This is a genomic window from Pseudomonas sp. BF-R-30 (genome assembly GCF_019956175.1).
GTDB lineage: Bacteria > Pseudomonadota > Gammaproteobacteria > Pseudomonadales > Pseudomonadaceae > Aquipseudomonas > Aquipseudomonas jessenii.
In genome coordinates this window covers 391757-417439 of the sequence record NZ_JAHBDE010000011.1, presented here as the reverse complement: position 1 = coordinate 417439, position 25683 = coordinate 391757, and the positions used below count along the sequence as shown (strand labels likewise).

At 61.1% G+C, this 25683-nt stretch carries 23 protein-coding genes and 1 pseudogene; 18 read left to right on the top strand and 6 right to left on the bottom strand.

Going from position 1 to position 25683, the window contains the following annotated elements; all coding sequences use genetic code 11:
- The first annotated feature begins 44 nt into the window (after positions 1–44).
- Entirely contained in the window at positions 45–704 is a 660-nt protein-coding gene (locus KGB20_RS08725; protein ID WP_057712787.1) for a glutathione S-transferase family protein, read from the top strand.
- Between the two features lie 134 nt (positions 705–838).
- Here KGB20_RS08725 and argH read toward each other — a convergent pair whose 3' ends face one another.
- Positions 839–2233: an argininosuccinate lyase gene (argH, locus tag KGB20_RS08720; RefSeq protein ID WP_154909827.1), complete on the bottom strand. Its 1395-nt coding sequence runs from the start codon at positions 2231–2233 to the stop codon at positions 839–841.
- 343 nt (positions 2234–2576) lie between these two features.
- Here argH and KGB20_RS29240 point away from each other — a divergent pair.
- The 8 genes and pseudogenes from KGB20_RS29240 to KGB20_RS08685 all read left to right on the top strand — a co-directional run.
- Positions 2577–2699: pseudogene (locus tag KGB20_RS29240) on the top strand (sensor histidine kinase); the annotation flags it as partial.
- Positions 2696–3442 carry a LytR/AlgR family response regulator transcription factor gene (locus KGB20_RS08715; protein WP_057712788.1) on the top strand — a complete coding sequence of 249 codons (747 nt, stop codon included), beginning with the start codon at positions 2696–2698 and terminating at the stop codon, positions 3440–3442. The pseudogene KGB20_RS29240 and the gene KGB20_RS08715, both read left to right, overlap by 4 nt.
- 138 nt (positions 3443–3580) lie before the next feature.
- On the top strand, positions 3581–4522 hold the full coding sequence (gene hemC / locus KGB20_RS08710) for a hydroxymethylbilane synthase (protein WP_090452109.1): 942 nt from the start codon (positions 3581–3583) through the stop codon (positions 4520–4522).
- Positions 4519–5286, top strand: a complete 768-nt coding sequence (locus tag KGB20_RS08705) for a uroporphyrinogen-III synthase (RefSeq protein ID WP_057712790.1) — start codon at positions 4519–4521, stop codon at positions 5284–5286. Before hemC ends, KGB20_RS08705 begins: the two co-directional genes overlap by 4 nt.
- 16 nt (positions 5287–5302) lie before the next feature.
- Complete coding sequence (locus KGB20_RS08700) at positions 5303–6463, top strand: uroporphyrinogen-III C-methyltransferase (protein WP_154860911.1); 1161 nt, start codon at positions 5303–5305, stop codon at positions 6461–6463.
- Positions 6460–7698, top strand: a complete 1239-nt coding sequence (locus KGB20_RS08695; protein ID WP_154860912.1) for a heme biosynthesis protein HemY — start codon at positions 6460–6462, stop codon at positions 7696–7698. The genes KGB20_RS08700 and KGB20_RS08695 overlap by 4 nt, the downstream gene beginning before the upstream one ends.
- A gap of 263 nt (positions 7699–7961) precedes the next feature.
- Positions 7962–8513: a disulfide bond formation protein B gene (locus tag KGB20_RS08690; RefSeq protein ID WP_154909829.1), complete on the top strand. Its 552-nt coding sequence runs from the start codon at positions 7962–7964 to the stop codon at positions 8511–8513.
- 177 nt (positions 8514–8690) lie between these two features.
- Complete coding sequence (locus KGB20_RS08685) at positions 8691–9149, top strand: Rsd/AlgQ family anti-sigma factor (protein ID WP_057712794.1); 459 nt, start codon at positions 8691–8693, stop codon at positions 9147–9149.
- Between the two features lie 61 nt (positions 9150–9210).
- On the opposite strand, the gene KGB20_RS08680 is transcribed toward KGB20_RS08685, so the two are convergent.
- Positions 9211–9876 carry an FKBP-type peptidyl-prolyl cis-trans isomerase gene (locus KGB20_RS08680; RefSeq protein ID WP_102669349.1) on the bottom strand — a complete coding sequence of 222 codons (666 nt, stop codon included), beginning with the start codon at positions 9874–9876 and terminating at the stop codon, positions 9211–9213.
- Positions 9877–10068: 192 nt separating this feature from the next.
- On the opposite strand from KGB20_RS08680, the gene KGB20_RS08675 reads away from it, so the two are divergent.
- Positions 10069–11229, top strand: coding sequence for an AlgP family protein (locus tag KGB20_RS08675; protein ID WP_154909831.1), 1161 nt, complete (start codon positions 10069–10071; stop codon positions 11227–11229).
- Here the strand turns inward: KGB20_RS08675 and KGB20_RS08670 are convergent.
- A complete protein-coding gene (locus tag KGB20_RS08670; protein WP_150814553.1) occupies positions 11226–11690 on the bottom strand; it encodes a TIGR02444 family protein in 465 nt (154 codons plus the stop codon). The genes KGB20_RS08675 and KGB20_RS08670 overlap by 4 nt on opposite strands.
- Before the next feature lie 50 nt (positions 11691–11740).
- Between KGB20_RS08670 and KGB20_RS08665 the strand changes: the two genes are divergently transcribed.
- From KGB20_RS08665 to KGB20_RS08645, 5 genes are all read left to right on the top strand, one after another.
- Complete coding sequence (locus KGB20_RS08665; protein ID WP_090452095.1) at positions 11741–13651, top strand: ATP-binding cassette domain-containing protein; 1911 nt, start codon at positions 11741–11743, stop codon at positions 13649–13651.
- A complete protein-coding gene (locus KGB20_RS08660) occupies positions 13651–14232 on the top strand; it encodes a mechanosensitive ion channel family protein (protein ID WP_150813724.1) in 582 nt (193 codons plus the stop codon). Before KGB20_RS08665 ends, KGB20_RS08660 begins: the two co-directional genes overlap by 1 nt.
- A 238-nt stretch (positions 14233–14470) precedes the next feature.
- Positions 14471–15103 carry a homoserine/homoserine lactone efflux protein gene (gene rhtB, locus KGB20_RS08655; protein ID WP_154909833.1) on the top strand — a complete coding sequence of 211 codons (633 nt, stop codon included), beginning with the start codon at positions 14471–14473 and terminating at the stop codon, positions 15101–15103.
- A 161-nt stretch (positions 15104–15264) separates the two neighbouring features.
- On the top strand, positions 15265–17163 hold the full coding sequence (locus KGB20_RS08650) for a cytochrome c/FTR1 family iron permease (protein WP_154909835.1): 1899 nt from the start codon (positions 15265–15267) through the stop codon (positions 17161–17163).
- Between the two features lie 109 nt (positions 17164–17272).
- Complete coding sequence (locus tag KGB20_RS08645) at positions 17273–17728, top strand: YaiI/YqxD family protein (RefSeq protein ID WP_090452091.1); 456 nt, start codon at positions 17273–17275, stop codon at positions 17726–17728.
- A 119-nt stretch (positions 17729–17847) separates the two neighbouring features.
- Here KGB20_RS08645 and elbB read toward each other — a convergent pair whose 3' ends face one another.
- The gene (elbB, locus tag KGB20_RS08640; RefSeq protein ID WP_057712804.1) at positions 17848–18516 is read right to left on the bottom strand and encodes an isoprenoid biosynthesis glyoxalase ElbB; all 669 of its coding nucleotides are present in this window, start codon (positions 18514–18516) and stop codon (positions 17848–17850) included.
- A gap of 115 nt (positions 18517–18631) precedes the next feature.
- Between elbB and KGB20_RS08635 the strand changes: the two genes are divergently transcribed.
- Complete coding sequence (locus tag KGB20_RS08635; RefSeq protein ID WP_154909836.1) at positions 18632–19864, top strand: sterol desaturase family protein; 1233 nt, start codon at positions 18632–18634, stop codon at positions 19862–19864.
- On the opposite strand, the gene KGB20_RS08630 is transcribed toward KGB20_RS08635, so the two are convergent.
- Complete coding sequence (locus KGB20_RS08630) at positions 19848–20480, bottom strand: DedA family protein (RefSeq protein WP_057712806.1); 633 nt, start codon at positions 20478–20480, stop codon at positions 19848–19850. The genes KGB20_RS08635 and KGB20_RS08630 overlap by 17 nt on opposite strands.
- Positions 20481–20688: 208 nt before the next feature.
- Here KGB20_RS08630 and hemB point away from each other — a divergent pair, with 208 nt between their 5' ends.
- On the top strand, positions 20689–21702 hold the full coding sequence (gene hemB, locus KGB20_RS08625) for a porphobilinogen synthase (RefSeq protein WP_008015467.1): 1014 nt from the start codon (positions 20689–20691) through the stop codon (positions 21700–21702).
- Positions 21703–21720: 18 nt separating this feature from the next.
- On the top strand, positions 21721–23949 hold the full coding sequence (gene ppk1 / locus KGB20_RS08620) for a polyphosphate kinase 1 (RefSeq protein WP_150813728.1): 2229 nt from the start codon (positions 21721–21723) through the stop codon (positions 23947–23949).
- 166 nt (positions 23950–24115) lie between these two features.
- On the opposite strand, the gene ppx is transcribed toward ppk1, so the two are convergent.
- On the bottom strand, positions 24116–25618 hold the full coding sequence (gene ppx / locus KGB20_RS08615) for an exopolyphosphatase (protein ID WP_154860917.1): 1503 nt from the start codon (positions 25616–25618) through the stop codon (positions 24116–24118).
- Positions 25619–25683: the final 65 nt, after the last annotated feature.

The window sequence follows — 25683 nt, the reverse complement described above, 5'->3', positions numbered from 1 at the left end:
TATAAACAGGCACTGCCCACCCCGCATGGCCTGGAGGCTTTGTGATGATCAAGCTTTATGGATTCTCCGTCAGTAACTACTACAACATGGTCAAACTGGCGCTGCTGGAAAAAGGCCTGCCCTTCGAAGAAGTACCGTTTTACGCTGGCACCAGCCCCGAGGCACTGGCCATCAGCCCTCGCGGAAAGGTCCCGGTGCTGCAGGTAGAGCAGGGCTTCATCAATGAAACCAGCGTGATCCTCGAATACATCGAGCAAAGCCAGAAAGGCACGCCGCTGCTGCCGAGCGACCCGTTCGAGCGCGCGCAGGTGCTGGCACTGGCCAAGGAAATCGAGCTGTACATCGAATTGCCAGGCCGGGCCTGCTATCCCGAAGCCTTTTTCGGCATGACCCTGCCGGATGCGATCAAGGAAAAAACCAAAGCCGAATTGTTGCTGGGGATGGCTGCGCTGGGCCGGCATGCCAAATTCAGCCCTTACGTGGCTGGCGACAGCTTGAGCGTGGCGGATCTGTATTTCCTGTTCAGCGTGCCGCTGGCGTGTGGGGTCGCCAAGAAGTTGTTTGGCATCGATCTGTTGGCCGAGATGCCAAAGGCCAAGGCGCTGCTGGAGTTTTTGGGGGGGAATCCGAATGTGCAGCGTGTGGCGGCGGACCGGGAGGCCGCGATGCCGGCGTTCATGGCGATGATTGCTGCCAAAAAGTAGTTCTGTGGCGTTCTGAAGTCAGTCATCGCGGGCAAGTCGGATCGCCGCACCGCCGCTCCCACAGGTTTCTTTGTTTGCCATGGATTTTTGGCAAGTACTGGATCCTTGTGGGAGCGGGCTTGCCCGCGAAGCTTTTAGCGGCTGGCGAGGAGCGCCTGACCGCGAGCCACTGCAGCCTTCACCTGCACCGGCGCGGTGCCGCCGATGTGGTTACGGGCATTGACCGAGCCTTCCAGGGTCAGCACGGCGAACACATCCTGGTCGATCTGATCGCTGAACTTGCGCAGTTCTTCCAAGCTCATTTCCGCCAGATCCTTGCCGCTGTCCACGCCGTACTTCACGGCATGGCCGACGATTTCGTGGCAGTCACGGAATGGCAGGCCGCGACGCACCAGGTAGTCGGCCAGGTCGGTGGCGGTGGAGAAGCCGCGCAGGGCCGCTTCACGCATCATCGCGTGCTTGGGCTTGATCGCCGGGACCATGTCGGCAAAGGCCCGCAGCGAGTCGCGCAGGGTGTCGGCGGCGTCGAACAGCGGTTCCTTGTCTTCCTGGTTGTCCTTGTTGTAGGCCAAAGGCTGGCCTTTCATCAGGGTCAGCAGGCCCATCAGCGCACCGAACACGCGACCGGTCTTGCCACGCACGAGCTCCGGCACGTCCGGGTTTTTCTTTTGCGGCATGATCGAGCTGCCGGTGCAGAAACGGTCGGGCAGATCGATGAACTGGAACTGCGCGCTGGTCCACAGCACCAGCTCTTCGGAGAAACGCGACAGGTGCATCATCGCGATACTGGCCGCCGAGCAGAATTCGATGGCGAAATCACGATCGGAGACGTTGTCCAGCGAATTGCCGCCAACCGCGTCGAAACCCAGGAGTTGGGCGGTGTATTCGCGATCGATCGGGTAGGTGGTGCCGGCCAGTGCCGCGCTGCCCAGTGGCATGCGGTTGGTGCGCTTGCGGCAGTCGACCAGGCGTTCGTAGTCGCGGCTGAGCATTTCGAACCAGGCCAGCATGTGATGCCCGAACGTCACCGGTTGTGCGGTCTGCAGGTGGGTGAACCCCGGCATGATGCTGGCGGCTTCGCGCTCGGCCTGCTCCAGCAGGCCTTTTTGCAGGCGGGTGATTTCGGCCAGGATCAGGTCGATCTCGTCACGCAGCCACAGACGGATGTCGGTGGCGACCTGATCGTTACGGCTGCGGCCGGTGTGCAGTTTTTTACCGGTCACGCCGATGCGGTCGGTCAGGCGCGCCTCGATGTTCATGTGGACGTCTTCGAGGTCGATGCGCCAGTCGAACTGACCGGCCTCGATTTCGCCCTGGATGGTGTTCAGGCCATCGATGATGCTGTCGCGCTCGGCATCGGTCAGCACGCCGACCTTGGCCAGCATGGTGGCGTGGGCGATCGAGCCCATGATGTCGTGGCGATACAGGCGCTGGTCGAAGGTGACGGAGGCGGTGAAGCGGGCGACGAAGGCGTCGACGGGTTCACTGAAGCGGCCGCCCCAGGACTGATTGGTCTTGTCAGTGCTCATGAATTCGCTCGTATCGGCTTGAAGTAAGAAGGCGTGGAACGCTGGCGCGGATAATAACAGGGTTGCCAATCCTGTCGCTGACACTGGTCGATACGTTTTTTTGGGGGAGGGAAAGTCCGGGCCGGGGCAAGAGCCGCGCATTTTTGCCGAACGATATTTTTCAATTGAGCAATATCGTCCCGGCAACCGTCTACAGTTGGACAGTAGGATCAGCGCATTTCTCGGTGCAGCCGCTGACTATAAGAAGAGTGGGGTGTTCATATTGCGTATCAGCAAACCCTGTGGCGATGCATCGCCAACGCGGGCCTGGGCCGCCAATCGCCCGGCAGATGAAAATTTAGCCGCCGGACCAGCGGCACTTTTTGACGCTCGCGCTAGTCTTAGCGTGGATCGCGGTGACGGACGTCACTTCACCTGTCTACGCTATCCTTGTGCGAGACTCACGCAGGAATCCAGCGCAATATGAATGTCCTGATCGTTGATGACGAACCCTTGGCCCGCGAGCGCCTGAGCCGAATGGTTGGCGAACTCGAGGGGTACAGTGTCCTGGAGCCTAGTGCCACGAATGGCGAAGAGGCGTTGGCACTGATCGACAGCCACAAGCCGGATATTGTGCTGCTCGATATCCGCATGCCTGGCCTGGATGGCCTGCAAGTGGCTGCTCGGTTGTGTGAACGCGAAACTCCCCCCGCCGTGGTGTTCTGCGCCGGGCCCGATGAATTTGCCGTGGAAGCCTTACAGGCCAGCGCCGTAGGCTATCTGGTGAAACCTGTGAGAACTGAACAATTACATGACGCATTAAAGAGAGCCGAGCGCCCCAATCGTGCCCAGCTCTCCGCCCTGACCCGCCCTGCTGCCGAAAGCGGCAACGGCCCGCGCAGCCATATCAGCGCCCGAACCCGTAAAGGGATCGAGCTGATTCCGCTGGATCAGGTGGTGTATTTCATTGCGGACCACAAATACGTGACCTTGCGCCACGAAAGCGGCGAAGTGTTGCTCGATGAGCCGCTCAAGGCCCTCGAAGATGAATTCGGTGACCGTTTCGTGCGTATCCATCGCAATGCACTGGTTGCCCGCGAGCGTATCGAGCGATTGCAACGCACACCCCTGGGGCATTTTCAGCTGTTCCTCAAAGGCCTCAACGGTGATGCGCTGATCGTCAGCCGTCGTCATGTGGCTGGGGTACGCAAAATGATGCAACAGCTTTAAAAAGCTGTTCGCAGGCCAATTTCACACCCGATTGCCGGACATCCGGGGCCAGGGAGGCCGAGTAGTATCTGATACAAGTCAAAGTGGATTTGGCTGAGCTGTTATTATCCGTCATATCTATTCAGTACGGATTGATCCATGTCCTCTCGCCAGATCCGCATCGCCACCCGCAAAAGCGCTCTCGCCCTGTGGCAGGCCGAATACGTCAAGGCCCGTCTTGAAGCGGCTCATCCGGGCCTGCTGGTGACCCTCGTCCCCATGGTCAGCCGTGGTGACAAGCTGCTTGACTCTCCGCTGTCGAAAATCGGCGGCAAGGGCCTGTTCGTCAAGGAACTCGAAACCGCGCTGCTGGAAAATGAAGCCGACATCGCCGTGCACTCCATGAAAGACGTGCCGATGGACTTCCCCGAAGGCCTCGGTCTGTTCTGTATCTGCGAGCGGGAAGACCCGCGCGATGCCTTCGTTTCCAACACCTACACCAACCTGGATGAGTTGCCCCAGGGCAGCATCGTCGGTACCTCCAGCCTGCGCCGCCAGGCTCAATTGCTGACCCGTCGCCCGGATCTGGAAATCCGCTTCCTGCGCGGCAACGTCAACACCCGCCTGGCCAAGCTCGATGCCGGCGAATACGACGCCATCATCCTCGCCGCTGCCGGCCTGATCCGCTTGGGATTCGAAGACCGCATCACCTCGGCCATCAGCGTCGACGACAGCCTTCCGGCCGGTGGCCAGGGCGCGGTGGGTATCGAATGCCGCAGCGCCGACAGTGAAATCCATGCGTTGCTGACACCCCTGCATCACCAGGACACCGCCACCCGCGTGACCGCCGAACGAGCCCTCAACAAGCACCTCAATGGCGGCTGTCAGGTGCCGATTGCCTGCTACGCCGTGCTGGAGGGTGAGCAGGTCTGGTTGCGCGGGCTGGTGGGCGATCCAGGCGGTGGCCTGCTGCTCAGCGCACAAGCCCGCGCCCCTCGCGGCGATGCCGAGGCACTGGGTGTACGAGTCGCCGAAGACCTGCTCAGCCAGGGTGCCGACGCCATCCTCAAAGCGGTCTATGGCGAGGCTGGTCACGAGTGATCGGCTGGCGCTTGCTGCTGACGCGTCCCGCCGAAGAAGCGGCGGCGCTGAGCGGTTTTTTGGCCGAGCAGGGGATATTCAGTAACAGTCTGCCGCTTTTGGACATCATGCCCATTGAGGCCACTGACACAATGCGCCAGGTGATTCTGGCGCTGGATCAGTTCTGCGCCGTCATCGTGGTCAGCAAGCCGGCCGCCCGGATCGGCGTCGAACTGCTCGAGCGGTATTGGCCAACACCGCCCGGTGTGAAGTGGTTCAGCGTCGGCGCGGCGACCGCGCAGATCCTCGGGGATCACGGGCTGGACGTGAGCTTCCCGGCAGAAGGCGATGACAGTGAAGCCTTGCTCGAACTTTCCCGACTGCGCGAGGCTATCGCACAACCCGATGCACGAGTGCTGATCCTGCGCGGGGAGGGCGGGCGCGAGTTGCTGGCTGAGCGTTTGCGTGAGCTTGGTGCTAGTGTCGAGTATCTGGAACTGTACCGCCGGGGATTGCCGATTTACCCGCCGACACTGCTGCCGCAACGGATCCAGGCGGAACGCCTGAACGGGCTGGTGGTCAGCAGTGGACAAGGTTTTGAGCACCTGCATCAACTGGCCGGCGATGCCTGGCCGCAGTTGGCGCGGTTGCCGTTGTTTGTACCGAGCCCCAGGGTTGCCGAGCTGGCGCGTGCCGCCGGGGCCAAAACAGTTGTGGATTGTCGTGGCGCCAGTGCCGCGGCCTTGCTGACGGCGTTACGGGAGCATCCCGTACCCGTTTTCTAATGCAAAGGATGGATACGTGAGCGAAACAGCCTTGCCTAAAGATGACTCGCGACCGGTGCTTGATGCACCTGTTGATGCACCTGTTGATGAAATGTCGCCGCCGCCAGCTGCCGAGCAGCGTCGAGGCAATGGTCTGGCAATCATCGCGCTGCTGTTGGGCGCGGCCGGTGTAGCGGTGGGCGGTTGGGGTGTCTGGCAGGTGCGTCACCTGCAGGCCAATAATCAGCAGCAACTGAGCCAGGTGCAGGCGCTGAATGACCAGGCGCAAAACCTCAAGCTCAACGAGGAGCGCCTGAGCGCACGCCTGGCGCAATTGCCTCCCGCCGATGAACTGGAAGCACGCAGTCGTCTGGTGATTCAGCTGCAAGGTGATCAGCAGCGGTTGAACCAGCGGCTGGAAACCGTTCTCGGTGCCAGCCGCAAAGACTGGCGTCTGGCCGAGGCCGAGCACCTGCTGCGTCTGGCCAGCCTGCGACTGTCCGCCTTGCAGGACATCAGCAGTGCCCAGGCACTGGTCCAGGGTGCCGACGAGATACTGCGTGAGCAAAACGATCCGGGCTCCTTTGCCGCTCGCGAGCAGGTGGCCAAGACCCTGATCGCCTTGCGCAGCACCGAACAACCGGACCGCACCGGGTTGTTTCTGCGTCTGGGCGCACTGCGCGATCAAGTGGCCAGCCTCACCGAACTGGCACCGGAGTACAAGGACCGTGGCGATTCGCTGCTGGGCCTGACTGCCGATGGCGACGGTGCCAGTCGCTGGGCGCAATGGTGGGACCAGATTTCGCGCTACATCCGCATCGACTTCAATGCCGACAAGAACGTTCGCCCATTGCTGGCCGGCCAGAGCCTGAGCCAGGTACGCCTGGCCCTGAGTCTGGCGCTGGAGCAGGCACAGTGGGCCGCACTCAATGGCCAGCCGGCGGTTTACTCCCAAGTGCTGGACGAGGCGCGGGACATCCTCAAGGGCAACTTCAATCCGGACAACGCACAAAGCAAAGTCATGCTTGAACAGGTGGCCGAGTTGAGCGTGCAACCTGTCACCGTCGTCACGCCGGATATGACCGGCACCCTGAGCGCGGTGCAGGGGTATCTGGAACGGCGCAACGTCAACGCCGAGGATTCGGTCAAGCCACTGGTCAGGCCTGCCGCGAGCGCCGCGCCGGAGGCCACGCCATGAGACGCCTCTATGTGATCGTGTTCCTCGTGATCGCCGCTGCCGCTGCGCTGGGGCTGGCGATTGCCGAGCATTCCGGCTACGTGTTGATTGCCTACAAGACCTTCCGTTATGAGTCGAGCCTGTGGGCTACTTTGGCGCTGGTGGCTGTGCTCTGGCTGGTGATCTGGGGCATCAGGTCGCTGGTCGAACTGGTGATGGCTTCCAGTGGCGTGGTCAATCCGTGGTCACGGCGTAACCGCAGCCGTCGAGTGCAGGTGGCGATCGAGCACGGTCAACTGGACCTGGCCGAGGGTCGCTGGGCCAGCGCGCAGCGTCACTTGCATCGGGCTGCCGAAGCCGAGCGTCAGCCGCTGCTTTACTACCTCGGCGCTGCCCGTGCAGCGAACGAACTCGGCAATCACGAAGAAAGCGACAACTTGCTGGAGCGCGCCCTCGAGCGTCAGCCCCAGGCCGAGTTGGCGATCGCCTTGAGCCACGCCCAGTTACAGACCGATCGCGGTGATACCGCAGGCGCCCTGGCCACCCTGCAAGCCATGCGTGAACGCCATCCTCATAACGCACAGACCCTGCGTCAATTGCAGCGCCTGCTTCAGCAGCGTGGTGACTGGTCGGCAGTGATTCGCCTGCTGCCGGAGCTGCGCAAGGACAAAATCCTGCCGGCGGCGGAGCTCGCCGAGCTGGAGCGTCGGGCCTGGGGGGCGAACCTGTCCCTGGCGGCGCAACGGGAAGAAGACGGAACGGTGGGGCTGCAATCGCTGGAACGTGCCTGGCAGCAACTGACTTCGGCACAGCGTCAGGAGCCGCAACTGGTGCTGGCGTATGCCGAGCAGTTGCGGCAACTGGGGGCTCAGGTCGAGGCTGAAGAAGTGCTGCGCACCGCGATCAAGCGCAGCTACGACAGTCATCTGGCACGTCTCTACGGACTGGTTCGCGGCAATGATCCGGCCCGCCAGCTGCAGGCAGCCGAAGGCTGGCTCAAGGAGCATCCGGCCGATCCGGGCCTGCTGCTGACACTGGGTCGTCTATGCCTGCAAAACAGTTTGTGGGGCAAGGCCCGGGACTATCTGGAAAGCAGCCTGCGTGTACAGCGCAATCCGGAAGCCTGTGCCGAGCTGGCACGCTTGCTGGCGCAAATGGGCGATGCCGAGCGCAGCAACCAGCTGTTTCAGGAAGGCCTGGGGTTGTTGGATGAGCGCTTGCTCGCGGCCCCTCTGCCAACGCCAGTCGGCGCTTGACCCACTCGCAGGCACCGGGCTCCGGCGCCTGAGCGATGACCTGCGACGAGGGAGCAATCACCCTCGCCGCAGTGCGATGATTAGTTGAAATTCAGTCGCGAAATTTCATCGCAGACAAAGTCCTACAGAGGACTACATTTTATCCTCTCGCCTGCGTCGGGATTTCCCTACACCTGCGCTGAAGTCTCTGTGGGCACTTGCCTTGAAAGGCTGTCGCGCTTTCCTCTACCGTAATGGTCTGTCACTACTTTTACGGAAAAGCCATGTCTTTGGCCTGCTCACGCTCCTTGTTTTTCATGGCTTTCATTGCGGGTGCCCTGGCGATGGGTGTTTCCTACTACTTGGAATATGCAGTCGGCCTGCGGCCTTGTGGCTTGTGTCTTGTGCAGCGGTTTTGCCTGGCGCTCCTTACCGGCGTCTGCCTGATGGCTTCGGTCCATGGCCCCGGTCGCATCGGAAACGTTCTCTATTGGCTGTTCAGTCTTTGTTGCAGCCTGGCCGGCACTGTCACTGCATGGCGACAGGTCCTGCTGCAAAGCCTTCCTGCGGAACAGGTAGCGGCGTGCTCGACTCATCTGGCGGACCTGTTGGCCAACTCTCCGTGGCTTTCGGTCGTACAGCAAATGTTCAATGGCGCTGCCGATTGTGTGGAAATTTCCTGGACGCTGTTCGATCTGAGTCTCACCGAGTGGAGCCTGCTGCTCTTCGTCGCAATGATGATTCTGGCCGTTTACCAGTCGCTGCGACTGGTCTGGACCGGCTATCAGCGACCACTCAGCGGCGAGTCGTCGCACCGGGCCTTTGCGGGTGATTAAACACTTGTATGAACTTTATCGCCTGCGTACCTTGAAGCCAGTGTCGTGCGGGCATAATCTGGCCCGCACGTGTCATTGGAATTATGTTGCTCGATGACGCTCTGCCTGACCGCCCACCGACGTTACAAGAGGCGAGCGGGCATAGAGCAGCTGACCCACAAGGGAAGAGAGATCACCATGCTCGAAAGTTGTCAGAATGCTCAGGAACGCTGGGGCGGAGTGCACCTGCTGATCGATCGCTGGTTGCAGGAACGACACGAACTGATCGGGGCCTATGACGCGCTCGGCGCAAAGCCTGAGGCGCTGGGTGAGAACCGCAAGCCCTTGCAGGAATTCTGCGGCGTGCTGGTCGATTATGTATCGGCCGGGCACTTCGAGATCTACGAGCAGCTGACGGGGGAGGCCAAGGCCTTCAACGACAAGCGTGGCCTGGAGCTCGCCGAGACCATCTACCCGCGGATCGACGTCATCACCGAAAAGCTGCTCGCCTTCAATGACCTGTGTGACGCAGGTAAGTGTGTCGCCGAAGAGTTCAAGACACTCGGCGGACTATTGCACGAGCGCTTTGAACTGGAAGACTGCCTGATCGAAGTGCTGCACACCGCCCACAAGGAAGCCGACTCGGTTCAGGCCTGAAGCACTTCTCTGCAAGATCCGGAAACGGCGTGCCAAGGCACGCCGTTTTTCGTTTGCATCGTCAGCTGGTGGCGCCGCGCAGTTCGACTTCGAACACCAGTGGTGTGAATGGTGCGATCACGTCACCGGCACCGTCGGCGCCATAGGCCTGAGCCGATGGAATCACCAGTCGCCATTTCGCCCCGACCGGCATGTTTTGCAGCGCACTGCGCCATCCGGCGATCACGCTGTCGAGACTGAACCACTGCGGCTGACTGTTCTGATCGAACACAGTGCCGTCGGGCAATCGACCGATGTACAGCACCTGCACCTTGCCGTTCGGTCCGGCCTTGGCGCCGGTACCTGGCGTCAACTCGGTCAGCAACACGCCATCAGCCAGTTCGCGTACGCCGGGCCTGGCTTTTTCTGTGGCGAGAAAACGCTGTTCTTTTTCCAGTGCCATTTCGCTTTGCGGCTCGTCGGACTGCATGGCGATGCGGGCTTCATGCTCGGTCAGTATCTGTTGGATCTGCTCGTCCTTCAGCGCCAGCGGTTTGCCCTGATAGGCTTGCTGCAATCCTTCGACCAATGCCTGGAGTTGCAGGTCGGGAACCTCCTGGCGCAAGCGTTCGCCAAGGCTTGCACCCAGGCTGTAAGCGAGATCGTGGGCTTCATTTTCCTGCGTTGTTTCGCCGGCTTGGGCCACCGAAAAAAACACGCACAGCGATAAAAAAAGGTAGCGCGACATGGGCACTCTCCGACCTGAATTGCGGGCGATTATGCCAGCGAGAATGCGCGCAACGGTGAACTGCTTTTGCGCCGAGGCAGAAGTTTTTCAATCCTTTGCAACACAGCGCTTTCGATAGTGTCAACATGCCCTAGCGGCGGTTGCAGCAGAGGTCTAGTATGAGCCGCACTCACTTCAGCCAGGAGGTAAACCATGTCGGCCACCAAGAAGCCAGTAAACACTCCGTTGCACTTGCTCCAACAACTCTCGAGCAGCCTGCTCGAGCATCTGGAAACCGCTTGTTCCGAAGCCTTGGCTGATGCTGAAAAACTGCTCGCCAAGCTGGAAAAGCAGCGCGGAAAAGCGCAAGAAAAACTGCACAAATCCCGCACCAAATTGCAGGACGCTGCGGCGGCCGGAAAAGCCAAGGCACAAGCCAAGGCCAAGGGCGCAGTGGCCGATCTTGAGGAGCTGCTCGATGCCCTCAAGGATCGTCAATCGGAAACCCGCGGCTACATTCTGCAACTCAAGCGCGATGCTCAGGAAAGCCTGAAACTGGCCCAGGGCGTCGGTCGTGTACAAGAGGCTGTCGGCAAGGTGTTGTCCTTGCGTGCGGCCAAGCCTGCTGCGGCACCTGCGAAGAAAGCCGCTGCCAAACCGGCTGCTGCAAAAGCACCGGCCAAACCTGCCGCAAAACCTGCAGCTGCCAAGCCAGCAGCTAAAACTGCCGCAGCCAAACCTGCAGCCAAACCGGCTGCGAGAAAACCAGCTGCTGCCAGCGCTGCAAAACCTGCGGCTAAAACCACGGCTGCCAAACCAGCCGCCGCACGACCTACCGCTGCAAGAGCCGCTGCTGCCAAACCAGCCGTGGCTAAAACCGCCGCCGCGAAACCGGCTGCAAAACCAGCCGCTAAACCCGCAGCAAAACCAGCAGCCAAAACTGCAGCAGCGAAACCTGCTGCGAAGCCGGCCGCCAAATCTGTCGCGGCTAAAACCGCTGCAAAACCAGCTGCGAAAACTGCGGCCAAACCCGCTGTAAAAGCAGCGGCCAAGCCGGCCGCTAAACCAGCCGCTAAACCGGCAGCCAAACCTGCTGCGGCTAAACCTGCTGCGGCTAAACCAGCCGCTGCTGCCAAACCGGCCACCGCCAAGCCCGCTGCCAAGCCAGCGGCGGCGAAGCCAGCTGCAAAACCAGCTGCAAAACCAGCAGTGAAACCTGTTGCCGCCAAGCCGGCCGCCGCGCCAGTTGCCAAGCCAGCCAATCCGGCTCCGGGTGCACCGTCTGCTTTAGCAGCAGCCACCTCGACAGGCACGCCAGCGCCAACGCCGGCCGCCGCATCGATCGCAGCAACCACCCCAACCAGCGCTTCCTAAGTGCCGGTTACCGCGACGCGCAGCTGATGCAGCGCGTCGCGGTCCAGGTGGGCGGCGCCTGCCGCCACACCATTGAGCCAGGCCGATAGATCGGTCGCCTCACCTTGCGGCCAACTCAACGCCGTTCGTTCCAGTCGTACCAACAGATGTCGCTCGGCTTCCAGTTCGAGTGCCTTCACTTGCTCGCGCAAAGCATTCAGTTCGCCATCGTCGGCGGCAACGACTTTCCAATTCACCCGCAAGGCTCGCAACGGTCGCACCACGTCTGCGTCCCACGGCTCGGCCACGCTACGCAGTTGCTGCAATCGGTGTTCGTTAAAGGCGACGCCACGTTCTCCCAGCCACAGTCCGCAGAGGAGCAAGCACACATTGATGCCCGCCGACTGCAATTGCAGGCATGCGGGTTCAACGCCGGGCTGTGCATAAGTACTTAGGGAAAAGCTCCACAGGTCAGAGGACATAGTGCTACTCGCGCCAGTTGCGAGCGAAGCTGGTAGACTCCGCCGCCATTATGATTCGACTTCAGAACCTGACTTTACAGCGTGGCCCGCAACGTCTGCTAGAAGACGCCGAGCTGACTCTGCACGCCGGCCAGAAAGCCGGCCTCATCGGTGCCAACGGCGCTGGCAAATCGAGCCTGTTCGCCTTGCTTCGGGGTGAGCTGCACCCGGACTCGGGTGATTGCTTCCTGCCGGCCGACTGGCGTATCGCCCACATGCGCCAGGAGGTCGACACCCTCGAACGCCTGGCGGTCGACTACGTGCTCGATGGCGACCTGCGCCTGCGCCAGGTGCAACGCGACCTGGCGGCAGCCGAAGCGGCCCATGACGGTGCCGCTCAGGCCCGACTGCACTCGGAACTCGACAGCGCCGACGGTTACACCGCCGATGCCCGGGCGCGCAAGCTGCTGGCCGGGCTTGGATTCACCAACGAGCAGATGGATCGCCAGGTCGGGGATTTCTCCGGTGGCTGGCGGATGCGCCTGAACCTGGCGCAGGCCTTGATGTGCCCATCGGACCTGCTGCTGCTCGACGAACCGACCAACCACCTGGACCTCGACGCCATCATCTGGCTCGAAGAGTGGCTCAAGAGTTATCCCGGCACCTTGATGCTGATTTCCCACGACCGGGACTTCCTCGATGCCGTGGTCGACCACGTGGCCCACGTCGATCAGCGCAAGATCACCCTGTACCGCGGTGGCTACAGCGCTTTCGAGCGTGCCCGTGCCGAACGCCTGGCCCAGCAACAGCAGGCGTACGAGAAGCAGCAGGTGCAACGTGCGCACATGGAAAGCTACATCGCCCGCTTCAAGGCCCAGGCTACCAAGGCCCGTCAGGCCCAGAGCCGGATCAAGGCACTGGAGCGGATGGAAGAGCTGACCGCTGCCCACGTCGATTCGCCATTCGACTTTGTCTTCCGTGAATCGCAGAAGATTTCCAGCCCGCTGATCGACCTGTCCGATGCCCGCCTGGGTTACGGCGACAAGGCCGTGCTGGAGAAGGTCAAGCTGCAACTGACCCCGGGTGCGCGAATCGGTCTGCTCGGCCCGAATGGCGCCGGTAAATCGACCCTGATCAAGAACCTTGCCGGTGAGCTCTCGCCATTGGCCGGCCGCTTGACCCGTGGCGAGAACACCGTTGTCGGTTACTTCGCCCAGCATCAGCTGGATTCGCTGGACTCCAAGGCCAGCCCGTTGCTGCACCTGCAACGCCTGGCACCGACCGAGCGTGAGCAGACCCTGCGCGACTTCCTCGGCGGGTTCGACTTCCGTGGTGCGCGAATCGACGAGCCGGTACTGAATTTCTCCGGTGGCGAAAAGGCGCGCCTGGCGTTGGCCTTGATCGCCTGGGACCGACCGAACCTGTTGCTGCTCGACGAACCGACCAACCACCTGGACCTGGAAATGCGTCTGGCGCTGACCATGGCCCTGCAGGAATTCAGTGGTGCGGTATTGGTGGTCTCTCACGATCGCCACTTGCTCAAAAGCACCACCGACAATTTCTATCTGGTGGCGGACGGCAAGGTCGAGGAATTCGACGGCGACCTGGAGGACTACACCCGCTGGCTGGTGGAGTATCGCCAGCGCAACGCACCGGTCAGCAACACGCCGGTCAACCCGGACAAGACCGACAAGAAAGCCCAGCGTCAGGCCGCTGCTGCGTTGCGTCAGCAACTGGCGCCGCACAAGCGCGAAGCTGACAAGCTTGAAGCCGAACTCGGCAAGCTCCACGAAAAGCTGGCGAAGATCGATGCCAGCCTCGGCGACAGCGACATCTACGAGCCGGCGCGCAAGAACGAATTGCGGGATCTGCTGGCCGAACAGGCCAAGCTGAAGGTGCGTGAGGCGGAGCTGGAAGAAGCCTGGATGGAAGCCCTGGAGTTGCTGGAAAACATGCAGGCGGAGCTGGAGGAGCTGTCCTGATGGACGCCTTCAAGCTGCCGCTGCCGGCGGTGTGGGTCGAGCCGATCTGGCTCGGCGTGCAAATCCTGCTGATCCTGCTGGCCGGATACATCGCCCAGCGTTTCGTCGCCAAATGCCTGACCCGTCTCGGCGAGCGCTATCCGTTTCCGCCGCAGTTGCTGATGCCGCTGCGCGGTGGCCTGCGCTGGCTCATCATGGGCAGTGCATTGATTTTCGTGCTGGAACGCCTCGGTGTTTCGGCCACGGTGCTCTGGACCGCGTTGTCCGGTTTCGTCGCAGTCGCGGCGGTGGCGTTTTTCGCCATGTGGAGCGTGCTCTCGAACCTGCTGTGCGCGATCCTGATCTTTACCGTCGGCCCGTTTCGCATAGGTGACGTAGTCGAGTTGGTGGACACCACCGACAAGCCCGGTGTCAAAGGCCGGGTGGTGGCGATCAATCTTCTTTACACCACGCTGATCGAGGCCGAAGAACTCGGCACTGGCAGCGCCATGGTGCAGGTGCCCAACAGTTTGTTCTTCCAGCGTTCGGTGCGGCGCTGGCGCGGGACGGATGTGTTTCCTTCCAGCGGGTTTGAAAAGTAAGCCTTCTGCTGTCTGATAGATTGCCTTCGCGAGCAAGCCCGCTCCCACATTTGCTCTTCGGTGGACACAAAACTTTGTGAGCAGCGTAGATCCAGTGTGGGAGCGGGCTTGCTCGCGAAGGGGTCATAACGCCGAGCACGCTGGTCAGCAGTCGTCATGTCCTACAAAAAATCGGTAGTCATCCAATCAAAGCCGCATTAGCTTAGACATCTGTCACGAGTCTGAGTCGAGGTGTGCAATGGAGCTTCAAACATGGCTGGCGTTTTTTGCCGCCTGCTGGGTGATCAGCCTGTCCCCCGGTGCCGGCGCCATTGCGTCGATGTCCAGCGGCTTGCAATACGGTTTCTGGCGCGGCTACTGGAACGCCCTGGGCTTGCAACTGGGCCTGGCTATGCAGATCGCCATCGTCGGCGCCGGTGTCGGCGCCATTCTCACGGCGTCGGCCACGGCCTTCTACGCCATCAAATGGTTTGGCGTGGCGTATCTGGTTTACCTCGCGATCAAGCAATGGCGTGCGCTGCCCAGCGATATGAGCGATGACGCGGCGCTGCGCCAGATCGGCAAGCCGATGGCCCTGGTGTTCCGTGGTTTTCTGGTGAACATCAGCAACCCCAAGGCGCTGGTGTTCATGCTGGCGGTGCTGCCGCAGTTCATCGACCCCCATGCGCCACTGCTGATTCAGTATCTGATAATCGGTGTGACCATGGTTTGCGTCGACCTGATCGTCATGGCCGGCTACACCGGTCTGGCGTCCAAAGTGCTGCGTCTGTTGCGCACACCGAAACAGCAAAAGCGCATGAACCGGACCTTTGCCGGGCTGTTCATCGGGGCGGCGGCGTTCATGGCGACGTTGCGCAAAGCTGCTGTGTAAAACGGCGATGTACAAAAAAGGCGACCCTGGAGGTCGCCTTTTTTGATTGGATGAGCCGCTCTCGAAACTGATGCAATTACGAAGAGATATCAACAAAGCTTGAGCGAAACCCGTCTGGCGTTAACAATATGTAACTTCGTATTTCCAATTGAGATTCATTCATGATTGCCCCCTCCCGTTTCCTGGCCTGGCTGTTGCTGCCGCTGTTGGCTGCGTGCAGTTTTCAGCTACTGGCCGCTCCCGCCGAAGGTGCGCCGCAGGCGCTGCACTTGCTCGATTACATCGGCGCGGATTACCCGGACACGGTGCAGGCGGGCAGCATCACGGACCAGGCCGGATTTCGCGTGCAGCAAGACTCGGTCAAGACGCTGGGACGTCTGATTGCAGTCATGCCGGCCAAGCCGGAAAAAGCCGCTCTGGAGCAAAGCCTGGCCGCGCTGGGAAACTCCATTGACGCCCATCAGGACGGCGCCGACGTCGCGCGCCAGGCCCGGCAACTGGGTGCGAAGCTGGCCGTGGCCTATGAAGTCAGTCAGGCCCCGGTCATTACGCCGGACCCGGTGCGTGGTGCGCCGCTGTACGCTCAGCATTGCTCGGTCTGCCATGGCGATACAGGGGCCGGCGACGGCCCGGCAGGTGTCGGCATGGCGCCGCCGCCATCCAATCTGCGTGATACCACACGACTGGACCGACTGAGCCTCTACGCGATCTACAGCACCCTGGGCCTGGGGGTCGAAGGGACTGACATGCCGGCCTTTGCCGATCAACTGGATGATCGTCAGCGTTGGGACCTGGCCACCTATATCGCCAGCTTCAGTGTCGACCCGGCCACGGCCAAGGCTGAAAAGACCTACAACATCGCCGACCTCGCTCGTCAGACCCCGGCCGAAGTACAGGCTGTCGAAGGCCCGCAAGCCGCCGCGACCTTCCGTGCCCAGCGGGCGCAGCCGCCACAGGTCAAGCGTGGCCCGGCGCAACTGCTCGACTACACTGCGGCCACTTTGGACAAGAGCATCGCGGCGTATCGTGCCGGTGAGCATGATCAGGCTTATGACTTATCGGTAGCAGCGTATCTGGAAGGCTTCGAGCTGGTTGAGAGCTCGCTGGATAACATTGACGCCAACGTGCGTAAAGACACTGAAAAATCCCTGATGGCCTACCGTCAGTCGTTGCAGGACGGCTTGCCGGTGAGCGAGGTCGAGCAGCGCCTGGACGTGGCCAAGGACAAGTTGAAGGCATCGGCCGGCCTGTTGGGCAACGAGGGTTTGAGCTGGTCGCTGAGTTACATTTCCGGCCTGCTGATTCTGCTGCGCGAAGGTCTGGAAGCGATTCTGGTGCTGGCGGCGATCCTTGCTTTCCTGCGTAACACGGATCAACAGGCGGCGGTGCGCAGCGTTAACGTCGGCTGGGGCCTGGCGTTTGTGGCGGGGCTGGGCACCTGGGCGCTGGCAGCCTATGTGATTGATGTCAGTGGTTCACAACGCGAATTGCTGGAAGGTGCGACGGCGCTGTTTGCCAGCGTCATGGTGCTGTGGCTGGGCGTGTGGATGCATGACCGTCGTCACGCCGCGGCCTGGCAGGATTACATCAAGACCAGCCTGGTGGGCGGTGGCGGGCGCTTCGGTTTTGCGACCCTGGCGTTTTTCTCGGTGTATCGCGAACTGTTCGAAGTGATCCTGTTCTACGAAACCCTGTGGTTGCAGGCAGGTCCCGCGGGGCACAACGCGGTGCTGGCCGGTGGTGCCACGGCGGTGGTGCTGCTGGTCGGCCTGGCCTGGGTGATTTTGCGCGGTTCGGCGAAGTTGCCGCTGGCGTTGTTCTTCAGCATCAACGCCGGTCTTTTGTGCGCCTTGTCGGTGGTGTTTGCCGGGCATGGCGTGAAAGCGCTGCAGGAAGCCGGGATCTTCGGTACGCGGCCGGTGCCGTTCTTTGACTTTGAATGGCTGGGGATCCATGCCGATGCCTATTCGTTGAGCGCCCAGGCTGTGGCGATCATTTCGATTGTTGTGTTGTACGGTCGTAGCCGGGTGGTTGAGAGGCAGCGGGTGCAGCTTTCTTAAACGGCATTCGCTTCGCTCACTTTCGCGGGCAAGCCACGCTCCCACAGGTTTCGCGTTAACCTGTGGGAGCGTGGCTTGCCCGCGATGCTTTTCAACAGAGGAAAATTCAATGCGTGTGTGGATCGATGCCGACGCCTGTCCTCGGGCAGCCAAGGATCTGGTGGTGAAGTTCGCTCTCAAGCGCCAGTTCGAAGTGGTGCTGGTGGCCGGGCAGCCGCAGACCAAGCCGGGGCTGGCACTGGTCAAGCTGATCGTGGTGCCGAGCGGCCCGGATGCGGCCGATGACTACCTGGTGGAACACGCGGTGCCTGGTGAGCTGGTGATCTGCAGCGATGTGCCGCTTGCCGATCGTCTGGTGAAGAAGGGCGTGGCAGCGCTCGACCCACGGGGCAAGGAGTTTGATGCGCAGAACATGGGCGAGCGGCTGGCGGTTCGCAACCTGTTCACCGATTTGCGCGAACAAGGGCAAATGGGCGGAGGGCCAGCGCCGTTTGGCGACCGTGAGAAGCAGGCGTTTGCCAATGCGCTGGACCGGATTCTCACACGTTTGGCACGCAGTTCTTAAGACCAGTGGCGAACCCTGTGGGAGCGAGCTTGCTCGCGATAGCGGACTTACAGACAACATCGATGTTGAATGTGCTGGCCCCATCGCGAGCAAGCTCGCTCCCACAGTTTTGGAGGGTGTCAGGCGTCGTTTTCGTGGGTCAGTTCCAGTACCCGGTCTACCAGTTTGTTGATGCCTGAAGCCGCTTCACTGATCGATTGCGCCAGCATGTAAGCCGGTGTGCTCACCAGTTTGCGCGCCTTGTCCTCGACGATGTCACTGACCGCGCAATCGGTATGGGTCGCGCCCATCTTGTTCATCGCAGCTGCCGTGTCGGTGTCGTTGCCTATGGTGCAGGTGACGCCAGGGCCGTAGATCTTTGCCGCCAGGGCAGGGGAGATGCACATCAACCCCACCGGTTTGCCGGCCTCGGCAAAGGCTTCGGTCAGTGCCAGGACATCCGGTTGAACGGTGCAGGCGGCGCCTTCGATGGCGAAGCTGGACAGGTTCTTGGCCGAGCCGAAGCCGCCGGGCACGATCAGCGCATCGAACTCATCGACGTTCGCGTCTCGGATATCCTTGATGTTGCCCCGGGCAATCCGCGCCGACTCCACCAGCACGTTGCGCGATTCGGGCATTTCTTCGCCGGTCAGGTGGTTGATCACATGCAACTGCGCGATGTCAGGTGCGAAACACTGCACCTGGGCCCCGCGCTGGTCCAGGCGCAGCAGGGTGATGACGCTCTCGTGGAGCTCGGCGCCGTCGTACACGCCACAACCGGAAAGGATCACTGCAACTTTTTTGCTCATGGGCTTTTCTCCAGATTCATGGCGTTAAATGTCCACTAATTTGTCCTGCGTTGCCATAGGGTTAATTCACGGCTGCACATAGCATCTGTCCTCAAGATTCCGATCAGGGCGCGTCATGGACTTCATTCTGTATGCGGTGCCGTTTTTCTTTGTGCTGATCGCCGCCGAGCTGCTGGCCGACCGTTGGCGCGGGGTGAGCAATTATCGGGTGGCAGACGCGATCAACAGCATCAGCACCGGCGTGCTGTCGACCACCACGGGGCTGTTGACCAAGGGGGTGGGGCTGGTGACCTACGCCTTTGCCCTCAAGCACTTGGCGTTGTTCGAGTTGTCGGCCGACAGCATCTGGACCTGGGTGTTTGCCTTTGTCTTCTACGATTTCTGCTACTACTGGCTGCATCGCATGGGTCACGAGCGCAACATCCTCTGGGCCGCCCATTCGGTGCATCACCAGAGCGAGGACTACAACCTGTCCACGGCCTTGCGCCAGACCAGTACCGGCTTCCTGCTGGGCTGGATCTTCTATCTGCCGATGGCGGTGTCCGGCGTGCCGCTGCTGGTGTTCGTCAGCGTCGCGGCGCTGAACCTGCTGTACCAGTTCTGGGTGCACACGCGGCACATTCCCAAGCTTGGCTGGTTCGAATGGTTCTTTGTCACGCCGTCCAATCATCGGGCTCACCATGCACAGAATGCTCTCTACATGGATCGCAACTACGGCGGCGTGTTCATTATTTGGGACCGTCTGTTCGGCTCGTTCCAGGAAGAAGACGACAACGAGCCGGTGATCTTCGGCGTGACCACGCCACTGGCGAGCTGGAACCCCGTGTGGGCGAACGTGCAGTTCTACGCGCAGTTGTGGGCAGATGCGCGTCGTGCCGAAAGCACCTGGGACAAGCTGCGGATCTGGTTCATGCGCACCGGCTGGCGCCCGGCGGAGGTAGCTGCCAGATACCCGATGAACAAGCCGGACCTGAGCCAGTTTCGCAAATTCGAGGTGGCGCTGGGCGGGCGTCAGCAGCTCTACGTCCTCCTGCAGTTCTGCGTCTATATCGCGCTGGGCAGTTGCTTGATGAATCTTGAGCCGAAGCTGTCCGTCGTCGCCCTGGCGTTGGGCTGGGGAGCGGTGGCGTTCGGTCTGTTTGTGCTGGGCGTGGCTCTGGAGAATCGCCCGTGGGCGTTGAAGCTGGAGCTGGTGCGGCTGGCGTCGAATCTGCCATTGGTATGGCTGGCCCCGATGGTGGGGCTGTGGCCGGCCAGCGCCGTGGGCTGGGTCGGCCTGTTCAGTTACAGTCTGTTGAGCGGCATCGGTCTCTACTGTTGCAGAAACCGCATCACTCGGCTGGCGTAGTAGGGCCTTCGGCTTTGGTTCGTTCGGCCTTCAGGGCTTGTTCGTCGGCGTAGACCTGCTTGGCCAGGCGGGCATTCTTGAAGCGCCGACGCAGCCACAGCACGAAGCCCAGGACCAGCAGCGCACCGAGCACCCAGAGTTCATACTTCTTCACACTGCCGAGCATGCCTTCGAGCACCGCACCGAAATGGTACGCGGCCGCTGCCAGGGCTGTGGCCCAGATCGCTGCGCCAATGCCGTTGAGCAACAGGTACCGGCCCGGCGGATAGCCCGACAGCCCGATGGCCACCGGCATGACCGTGCGCAAACCGTAGACGAAGCGGAAGCTCAATACCCAGATGTCCGGATGCTTGCGAATATGTTCCAGCGCCCGGTCACCCATCATCTGCCAGCGGGGTTTGCGCGCCAGGAGCTTGCGGCCGTGTTTGCGTCCCAGGAAATACCAAAGTTGGTCGCCGGCATAGCTGCCGAAGAAGGCCACGACCACCACCAGGTTGATGTCCATGTATCCACGGAACGCGAGGAAGCCCGCGAGTACCAGGATGGTTTCGCCTTCGAAGAACGTGCCTAGAAAAAGGGCAAAGTAGCCGAAGTCATGCAGAAATTGTTGGAGCATTGTCTGGGTGCTGGCGAAATGAACGCGCAGCCTAACCCTTCGGACACATTCAGGAAAGTGTCCAAATGTGTCTCGACGTGAACATTTCCTACAACGACAATGGAATGCGGCTACCTGTCACAGGGGTGCACACAACTGTAATACGTTCGTCATAATGGCCGCTTATAACTGTCACGCTCGCCCGTAAGCGCGGGCTCAGGAGTCTGCCGTGAGCTTTACCCCCGCCAACCGTTTGTTCCCTGCAACCCGCCTGCGCCGCAATCGTCGTGACGACTTCTCGCGTCGTCTGGTCCGTGAAAACGTCCTGACCGTCGATGACCTGATCCTGCCGGTGTTCGTTCTGGACGGCGAAAACCGTCGCGAAGCGGTGGCTTCGATGCCGGGCGTCGAACGCCTGACCATCGACCTGTTGCTGGAAGAAGCGGCCAAGTGGGTCGAGTTGGGGATTCCGGCGCTTGCGCTGTTCCCGGTGACACCAGCGGAACTCAAGTCGCTGGACGCAGCCGAGGCGTGGAACCCCGAAGGCATCGCCCAACGCGCGACCCGTGCGCTGCGTGCGCAATTCCCGGAGCTGGGCGTGATCACCGACGTTGCCCTGGACCCGTTCACCACCCACGGCCAGGACGGCATTCTTGATGAAGAAGGCTACGTGCAGAACGACATCACCGTCGACGCACTGGTCAGGCAAGCCCTGTCCCACGCTGAGGCCGGCGCTCAGGTCGTGGCCCCATCGGACATGATGGACGGTCGCATCCAGGCGATCCGCGAAGCTCTCGAAGTGGCCGGTCACGTCAACGTGCGGATCATGGCCTACTCGGCCAAGTACGCCAGTGCCTATTACGGCCCGTTCCGTGATGCGGTCGGTTCGGCGCTGAATCTGGGCAAGGCCAACAAGGCCTCCTATCAGATGGACCCGGCCAACAGCAACGAAGCCCTGCACGAAGTGGCGGCGGACTTGTCAGAAGGTGCAGACATGGTCATGGTCAAGCCAGGCATGCCGTACCTGGACATCCTGTGCCGGGTAAAAGAAGAATTCAAAGTGCCGACTTTTGTTTATCAAGTCAGCGGCGAATACGCCATGCACATGGCGGCGATCCAGAATGGCTGGTTGAGCGAAGGGGTTATCCTCGAGTCCCTGACCGCTTTCAAACGTGCAGGGGCTGATGGCATCCTGACGTATTTCGCCGTTCGTGCCGCTCAATTGTTACGAGAGCAAAAATAGCCCTCCCAGGAACATTCGATGAATACCGAAGTGCTCACTGAAGTTGCCGTAAAAGACGCTCAGCCTGTGGTGGAGCAAGTCGACGAGACCCCGCCGGAGCTGGAGCCAGCTCCGCCCGCGGCGGTCGTCGAAACCGCCGTGACAGCGCCGGCGCCAGCGCTGGCCATTCCCGGCCTGGATGACAGCAGCCTGTACATCCACCGCGAGCTCTCGCAACTGCAGTTCAACATCCGCGTGCTGGAGCAGGCGCTGGACGAGTCCTATCCATTGCTGGAACGGCTGAAGTTTCTGTTGATCTTCTCCAGCAACCTGGACGAGTTCTTCGAAATTCGTGTCGCCGGCCTCAAGAAGCAGATCACCTTCGCCCGTGAACAGGCCGGCGCGGATGGTCTGCAACCGCATCAGGCCCTGGCCCGCATCAGCGAACTGGTCCATGGTCACGTCGATCGCCAGTACGCGATCCTCAACGACATACTGTTGCCGGAACTGGAAAAGCATCAGGTCCGCTTCATCCGTCGCCGTAACTGGACGGCCAAGCTCAAGACCTGGGTCCGTCGCTATTTCCGTGACGAGATCGCGCCGATCATCACCCCGATCGGCCTGGACCCGACGCACCCGTTCCCGTTGCTGGTGAACAAGAGCCTGAACTTCATCGTCGAGCTCGAAGGCATCGACGCCTTTGGCCGCGATTCCGGTCTGGCGATCATCCCGGCGCCACGCCTGTTGCCGCGCATCATCAAGGTGCCGGAAGAAGTCGGCGGCGCCGGCGACAACTATGTATTCCTGTCGTCGATGATCCACGCCCACGCCGATGACCTGTTCCAGGGGATGAAGGTCAAGGGTTGCTACCAGTTCCGCCTGACCCGTAACGCCGACCTGGCGCTGGACTCCGAAGACGTCGAAGACCTGGCCCGTGCCTTGCGCGGCGAACTGTTCTCCCGTCGCTATGGCGATGCGGTGCGTCTGGAAGTGGCCGACACCTGCCCGAAACACCTGTCCGACTACCTGCTCAAGCAATTCAACCTGAGCGAGACGGAGTTGTATCAGGTCAACGGTCCGGTGAACCTGACGCGGCTGTTCAGCATTACCGGCCTGGACAGCCAGCGCGAGCTGCAATACCTGCCGTTCACCCCGCAGATTCCAAAACTGCTGCAGAACAGCGAGAACATTTTCAGCGTGATCAGCAAGCAGGACATCCTGTTGCTGCACCCGTTCGAGTCGTTCACTCCGGTGGTCGACCTGCTGCGCCAGGCCGCCAAGGACCCGCACGTGCTGGCGGTGCGCCAGACCCTGTACCGCTCCGGCGCGAACTCGGAAATCGTCGATGCGCTGGTGGATGCGGCGCGTAACGGCAAAGAGGTCACCGCGGTGATCGAACTGCGCGCACGGTTCGACGAAGAGTCCAACCTGCAACTGGCCAGCCGTCTGCAAGCGGCCGGTGCGGTGGTGATCTATGGTGTGGTCGGCTTCAAGACCCACGCCAAGATGATGCTGATTTTGCGGCGCGAAGCGGGTGAAATCGTGCGTTATGCGCACCTCGGTACGGGTAACTACCACGCCGGCAACGCCCGCCTGTATACCGATTACAGCCTGCTGACTTCCGACGACGCCTTGTGCGAAGACGTCGGCAAACTGTTCAGCCAGTTGATCGGCATGGGTAAGACGCTGCGCATGAAGAAACTGCTGCACGCGCCGTTCACCCTGAAAAAGGGCATGCTCGACATGATTGCCCGCGAAACCCAGTTCGCCCTCGACGGCAAACCGGCGCACATCATTGCCAAGTTCAACTCGCTGACCGATCCGAAGATCATCCGCGCACTGTACAAGGCCAGCCAGTCGGGCGTGCGCATCGATCTGGTGGTGCGTGGCATGTGCTGCCTGCGACCGGGCATCGCCGGGGTTTCCCACAACATCCACGTGCGTTCGATCATCGGCCGCTTCCTGGAACACACCCGGGTCTTCTATTTCCTCAACGGTGGCGACGAGCAGATGTTCCTGTCCAGTGCCGACTGGATGGAACGCAACCTCGACAAGCGCGTCGAGACTTGCTTCCCGGTGGAGGGCAAGAAGCTGATCATGCGGGTCAAGAAAGAACTGGAGTTGTATCTGACCGATAACACCCACAGTTGGAGCCTGCAGTCGGACGGCCGTTACATCCGTAACACTCCGACCGGCAACCAGAACCCGCGCAGCGCCCAGGCGACATTGCTGGAGCGTTTGGGCAGTCCGATCCTGGCCGTCCGGTAACGACTGCAACCTGTGGGAGCGAGCTTGCTCGCGATGACGGTGTGTCAGGCAACGATGTATTGATTGACCATCCCCCATCGCGAGCAAGCTCGCTCCCACAGGGGATAGTGGCGTTTGCAGAATCGCATACAAAAAAAGGCCTTCCGAAGAAGGCCTTTTTTCAATTTCAGCGAGCGCTCAACACGATGTCGACCCGGGTCAGCCATTGCGCTTCGATTTCGAAGTCGGCTTGGGTCAGTTGGTTTTCGTCCAGCCAGTTCTCCGGGAACACCACTTCCAGGCTGTTGCCATAGGCATTCAGTTCCACCTGGGGCATTTGCTGGGTGCCACGGATGTGGTGGAACAGGATCGCAAAGCGCAGCAGTACGCACAGGCGAATCAGCTTGATGCCGTCATCGCCGAAATCGGCGAACTTGTCCTTGGGAATGTTGCGTCGGTGACCGCGTACCAACAGCGCGAGCATCAACTGGTCTTCGCGGGAGAACCCGGCGAGGTCCGAATGCTCGATCAGGTAGGCGCCGTGCTTGTGGTACTGGTAGTGAGCGATGTCCAGGCCAACTTCATGGACCTTGGCCGCCCAGCCGAGCAGTTCGCGCCAGACGCCGTCTTCCAGATCCCAGTCCGCGGCCACCTGATCGAACGCATGCAGCGCCTTGCGCTCGACCCGTACCGCCTGTTCCTGGTCGACGTGGTAGCGCTCCATCAGCGAAGTGAGGGTGCGTTCGCGCACGTCTTCGTGATGATGGCGGCCCAGCAGGTCATAGAGCACGCCTTCGCGTAGGGCACCTTCGCAGTGATCCATGCGTTGCAGTTCCAGGGAGTCGAAGATCGCTTCGAGGATCGCCAGGCCGGCCGGGAAAATCGCCCGGCGATCCGGCTTGATACCTTCGAAATCGATTTTTTCGACGTCGCCCAGCTTGATCAGTTTGCGCTTGAGCCAGGCCAGGCCCTCGGCGTTGACCTCCCCGGTGCCGTAGCCGCCAGCCTTCAGCGCCAGGCCGATGGCGCGGATGGTGCCCGAGGAGCCGATGGCTTCATCCCAGGTCAGGCGATGCAGGGCATGCTCGATGCTCATGATCTCCAGCCGTGCTGCCGTGTACGCCTGGGCGTAACGGGCCGGGGTGATCTTGCCGTCCTTGAAATAGCGCTGGGTGTAGCTGACGCAACCCATCTGCAGGCTTTCGCGCAGCAGCGGTTCGAAGCGCTGGCCAATGATGAACTCGGTACTGCCGCCACCGATGTCGGCCACCAGGCGCTTGCCCGGGGTATCGGCGAGGGTGTGGGACACGCCGAGATAGATCAGGCGCGCTTCTTCACGACCGGAAATGACTTCCACCGGGTGGCCGAGAATTTCTTCGGCGCGACGGATGAATTCGGCGCGGTTGCGGGCTTCACGCAAGGCGTTGGTGCCCACGATTCGCACGGCGCCGGTGGGCATACCGCTGATCAGTTGGGCGAAACGCTTGAGGCAATCTAGCCCGCGTTGCATCGATTCTTCGTTGAGGTGGCGCTCTTCGTCGATGCCGGCGGCCAGCTGAACCTTCTCCCCGAGACGCTCGAGAATACGGATCTCGCCGTTCTGGGCCTTGGCCACGACCATGTGAAAACTGTTGGAGCCCAGGTCGATTGCGGCGATCAGGGACAGATTCTTGGCTTTGGATTGCGGCATGGTCAGGGGTCTCGGTCGATAACCTCGACATCGTGCCACGATCAAAGGCTGGCGCCAACGCGTAG

What these genes read in the sequence shown, in the direction of transcription:
- KGB20_RS08725 (WP_057712787.1), top strand. Translation starts at nt 45, where the DNA reads ATGATCAAGCTTTATGGATTCTCCGTCAGTAACTACTACAACATGGTC.
- argH (WP_154909827.1), bottom strand. Translation starts at nt 2,233, where the DNA reads ATGAGCACTGACAAGACCAATCAGTCCTGGGGCGGCCGCTTCAGTGAA.
- KGB20_RS08715 (WP_057712788.1), top strand. Translation starts at nt 2,696, where the DNA reads ATGAATGTCCTGATCGTTGATGACGAACCCTTGGCCCGCGAGCGCCTG.
- hemC (WP_090452109.1), top strand. Translation starts at nt 3,581, where the DNA reads ATGTCCTCTCGCCAGATCCGCATCGCCACCCGCAAAAGCGCTCTCGCC.
- KGB20_RS08695 (WP_154860912.1), top strand. Translation starts at nt 6,460, where the DNA reads ATGAGACGCCTCTATGTGATCGTGTTCCTCGTGATCGCCGCTGCCGCT.
- KGB20_RS08690 (WP_154909829.1), top strand. Translation starts at nt 7,962, where the DNA reads ATGTCTTTGGCCTGCTCACGCTCCTTGTTTTTCATGGCTTTCATTGCG.
- KGB20_RS08685 (WP_057712794.1), top strand. Translation starts at nt 8,691, where the DNA reads ATGCTCGAAAGTTGTCAGAATGCTCAGGAACGCTGGGGCGGAGTGCAC.
- KGB20_RS08680 (WP_102669349.1), bottom strand. Translation starts at nt 9,876, where the DNA reads ATGTCGCGCTACCTTTTTTTATCGCTGTGCGTGTTTTTTTCGGTGGCC.
- KGB20_RS08675 (WP_154909831.1), top strand. Translation starts at nt 10,069, where the DNA reads ATGTCGGCCACCAAGAAGCCAGTAAACACTCCGTTGCACTTGCTCCAA.
- KGB20_RS08670 (WP_150814553.1), bottom strand. Translation starts at nt 11,690, where the DNA reads ATGTCCTCTGACCTGTGGAGCTTTTCCCTAAGTACTTATGCACAGCCC.
- KGB20_RS08665 (WP_090452095.1), top strand. Translation starts at nt 11,741, where the DNA reads ATGATTCGACTTCAGAACCTGACTTTACAGCGTGGCCCGCAACGTCTG.
- KGB20_RS08660 (WP_150813724.1), top strand. Translation starts at nt 13,651, where the DNA reads ATGGACGCCTTCAAGCTGCCGCTGCCGGCGGTGTGGGTCGAGCCGATC.
- rhtB (WP_154909833.1), top strand. Translation starts at nt 14,471, where the DNA reads ATGGAGCTTCAAACATGGCTGGCGTTTTTTGCCGCCTGCTGGGTGATC.
- KGB20_RS08650 (WP_154909835.1), top strand. Translation starts at nt 15,265, where the DNA reads ATGATTGCCCCCTCCCGTTTCCTGGCCTGGCTGTTGCTGCCGCTGTTG.
- KGB20_RS08645 (WP_090452091.1), top strand. Translation starts at nt 17,273, where the DNA reads ATGCGTGTGTGGATCGATGCCGACGCCTGTCCTCGGGCAGCCAAGGAT.
- elbB (WP_057712804.1), bottom strand. Translation starts at nt 18,516, where the DNA reads ATGAGCAAAAAAGTTGCAGTGATCCTTTCCGGTTGTGGCGTGTACGAC.
- KGB20_RS08635 (WP_154909836.1), top strand. Translation starts at nt 18,632, where the DNA reads ATGGACTTCATTCTGTATGCGGTGCCGTTTTTCTTTGTGCTGATCGCC.
- KGB20_RS08630 (WP_057712806.1), bottom strand. Translation starts at nt 20,480, where the DNA reads ATGCTCCAACAATTTCTGCATGACTTCGGCTACTTTGCCCTTTTTCTA.
- ppk1 (WP_150813728.1), top strand. Translation starts at nt 21,721, where the DNA reads ATGAATACCGAAGTGCTCACTGAAGTTGCCGTAAAAGACGCTCAGCCT.
- ppx (WP_154860917.1), bottom strand. Translation starts at nt 25,618, where the DNA reads ATGCCGCAATCCAAAGCCAAGAATCTGTCCCTGATCGCCGCAATCGAC.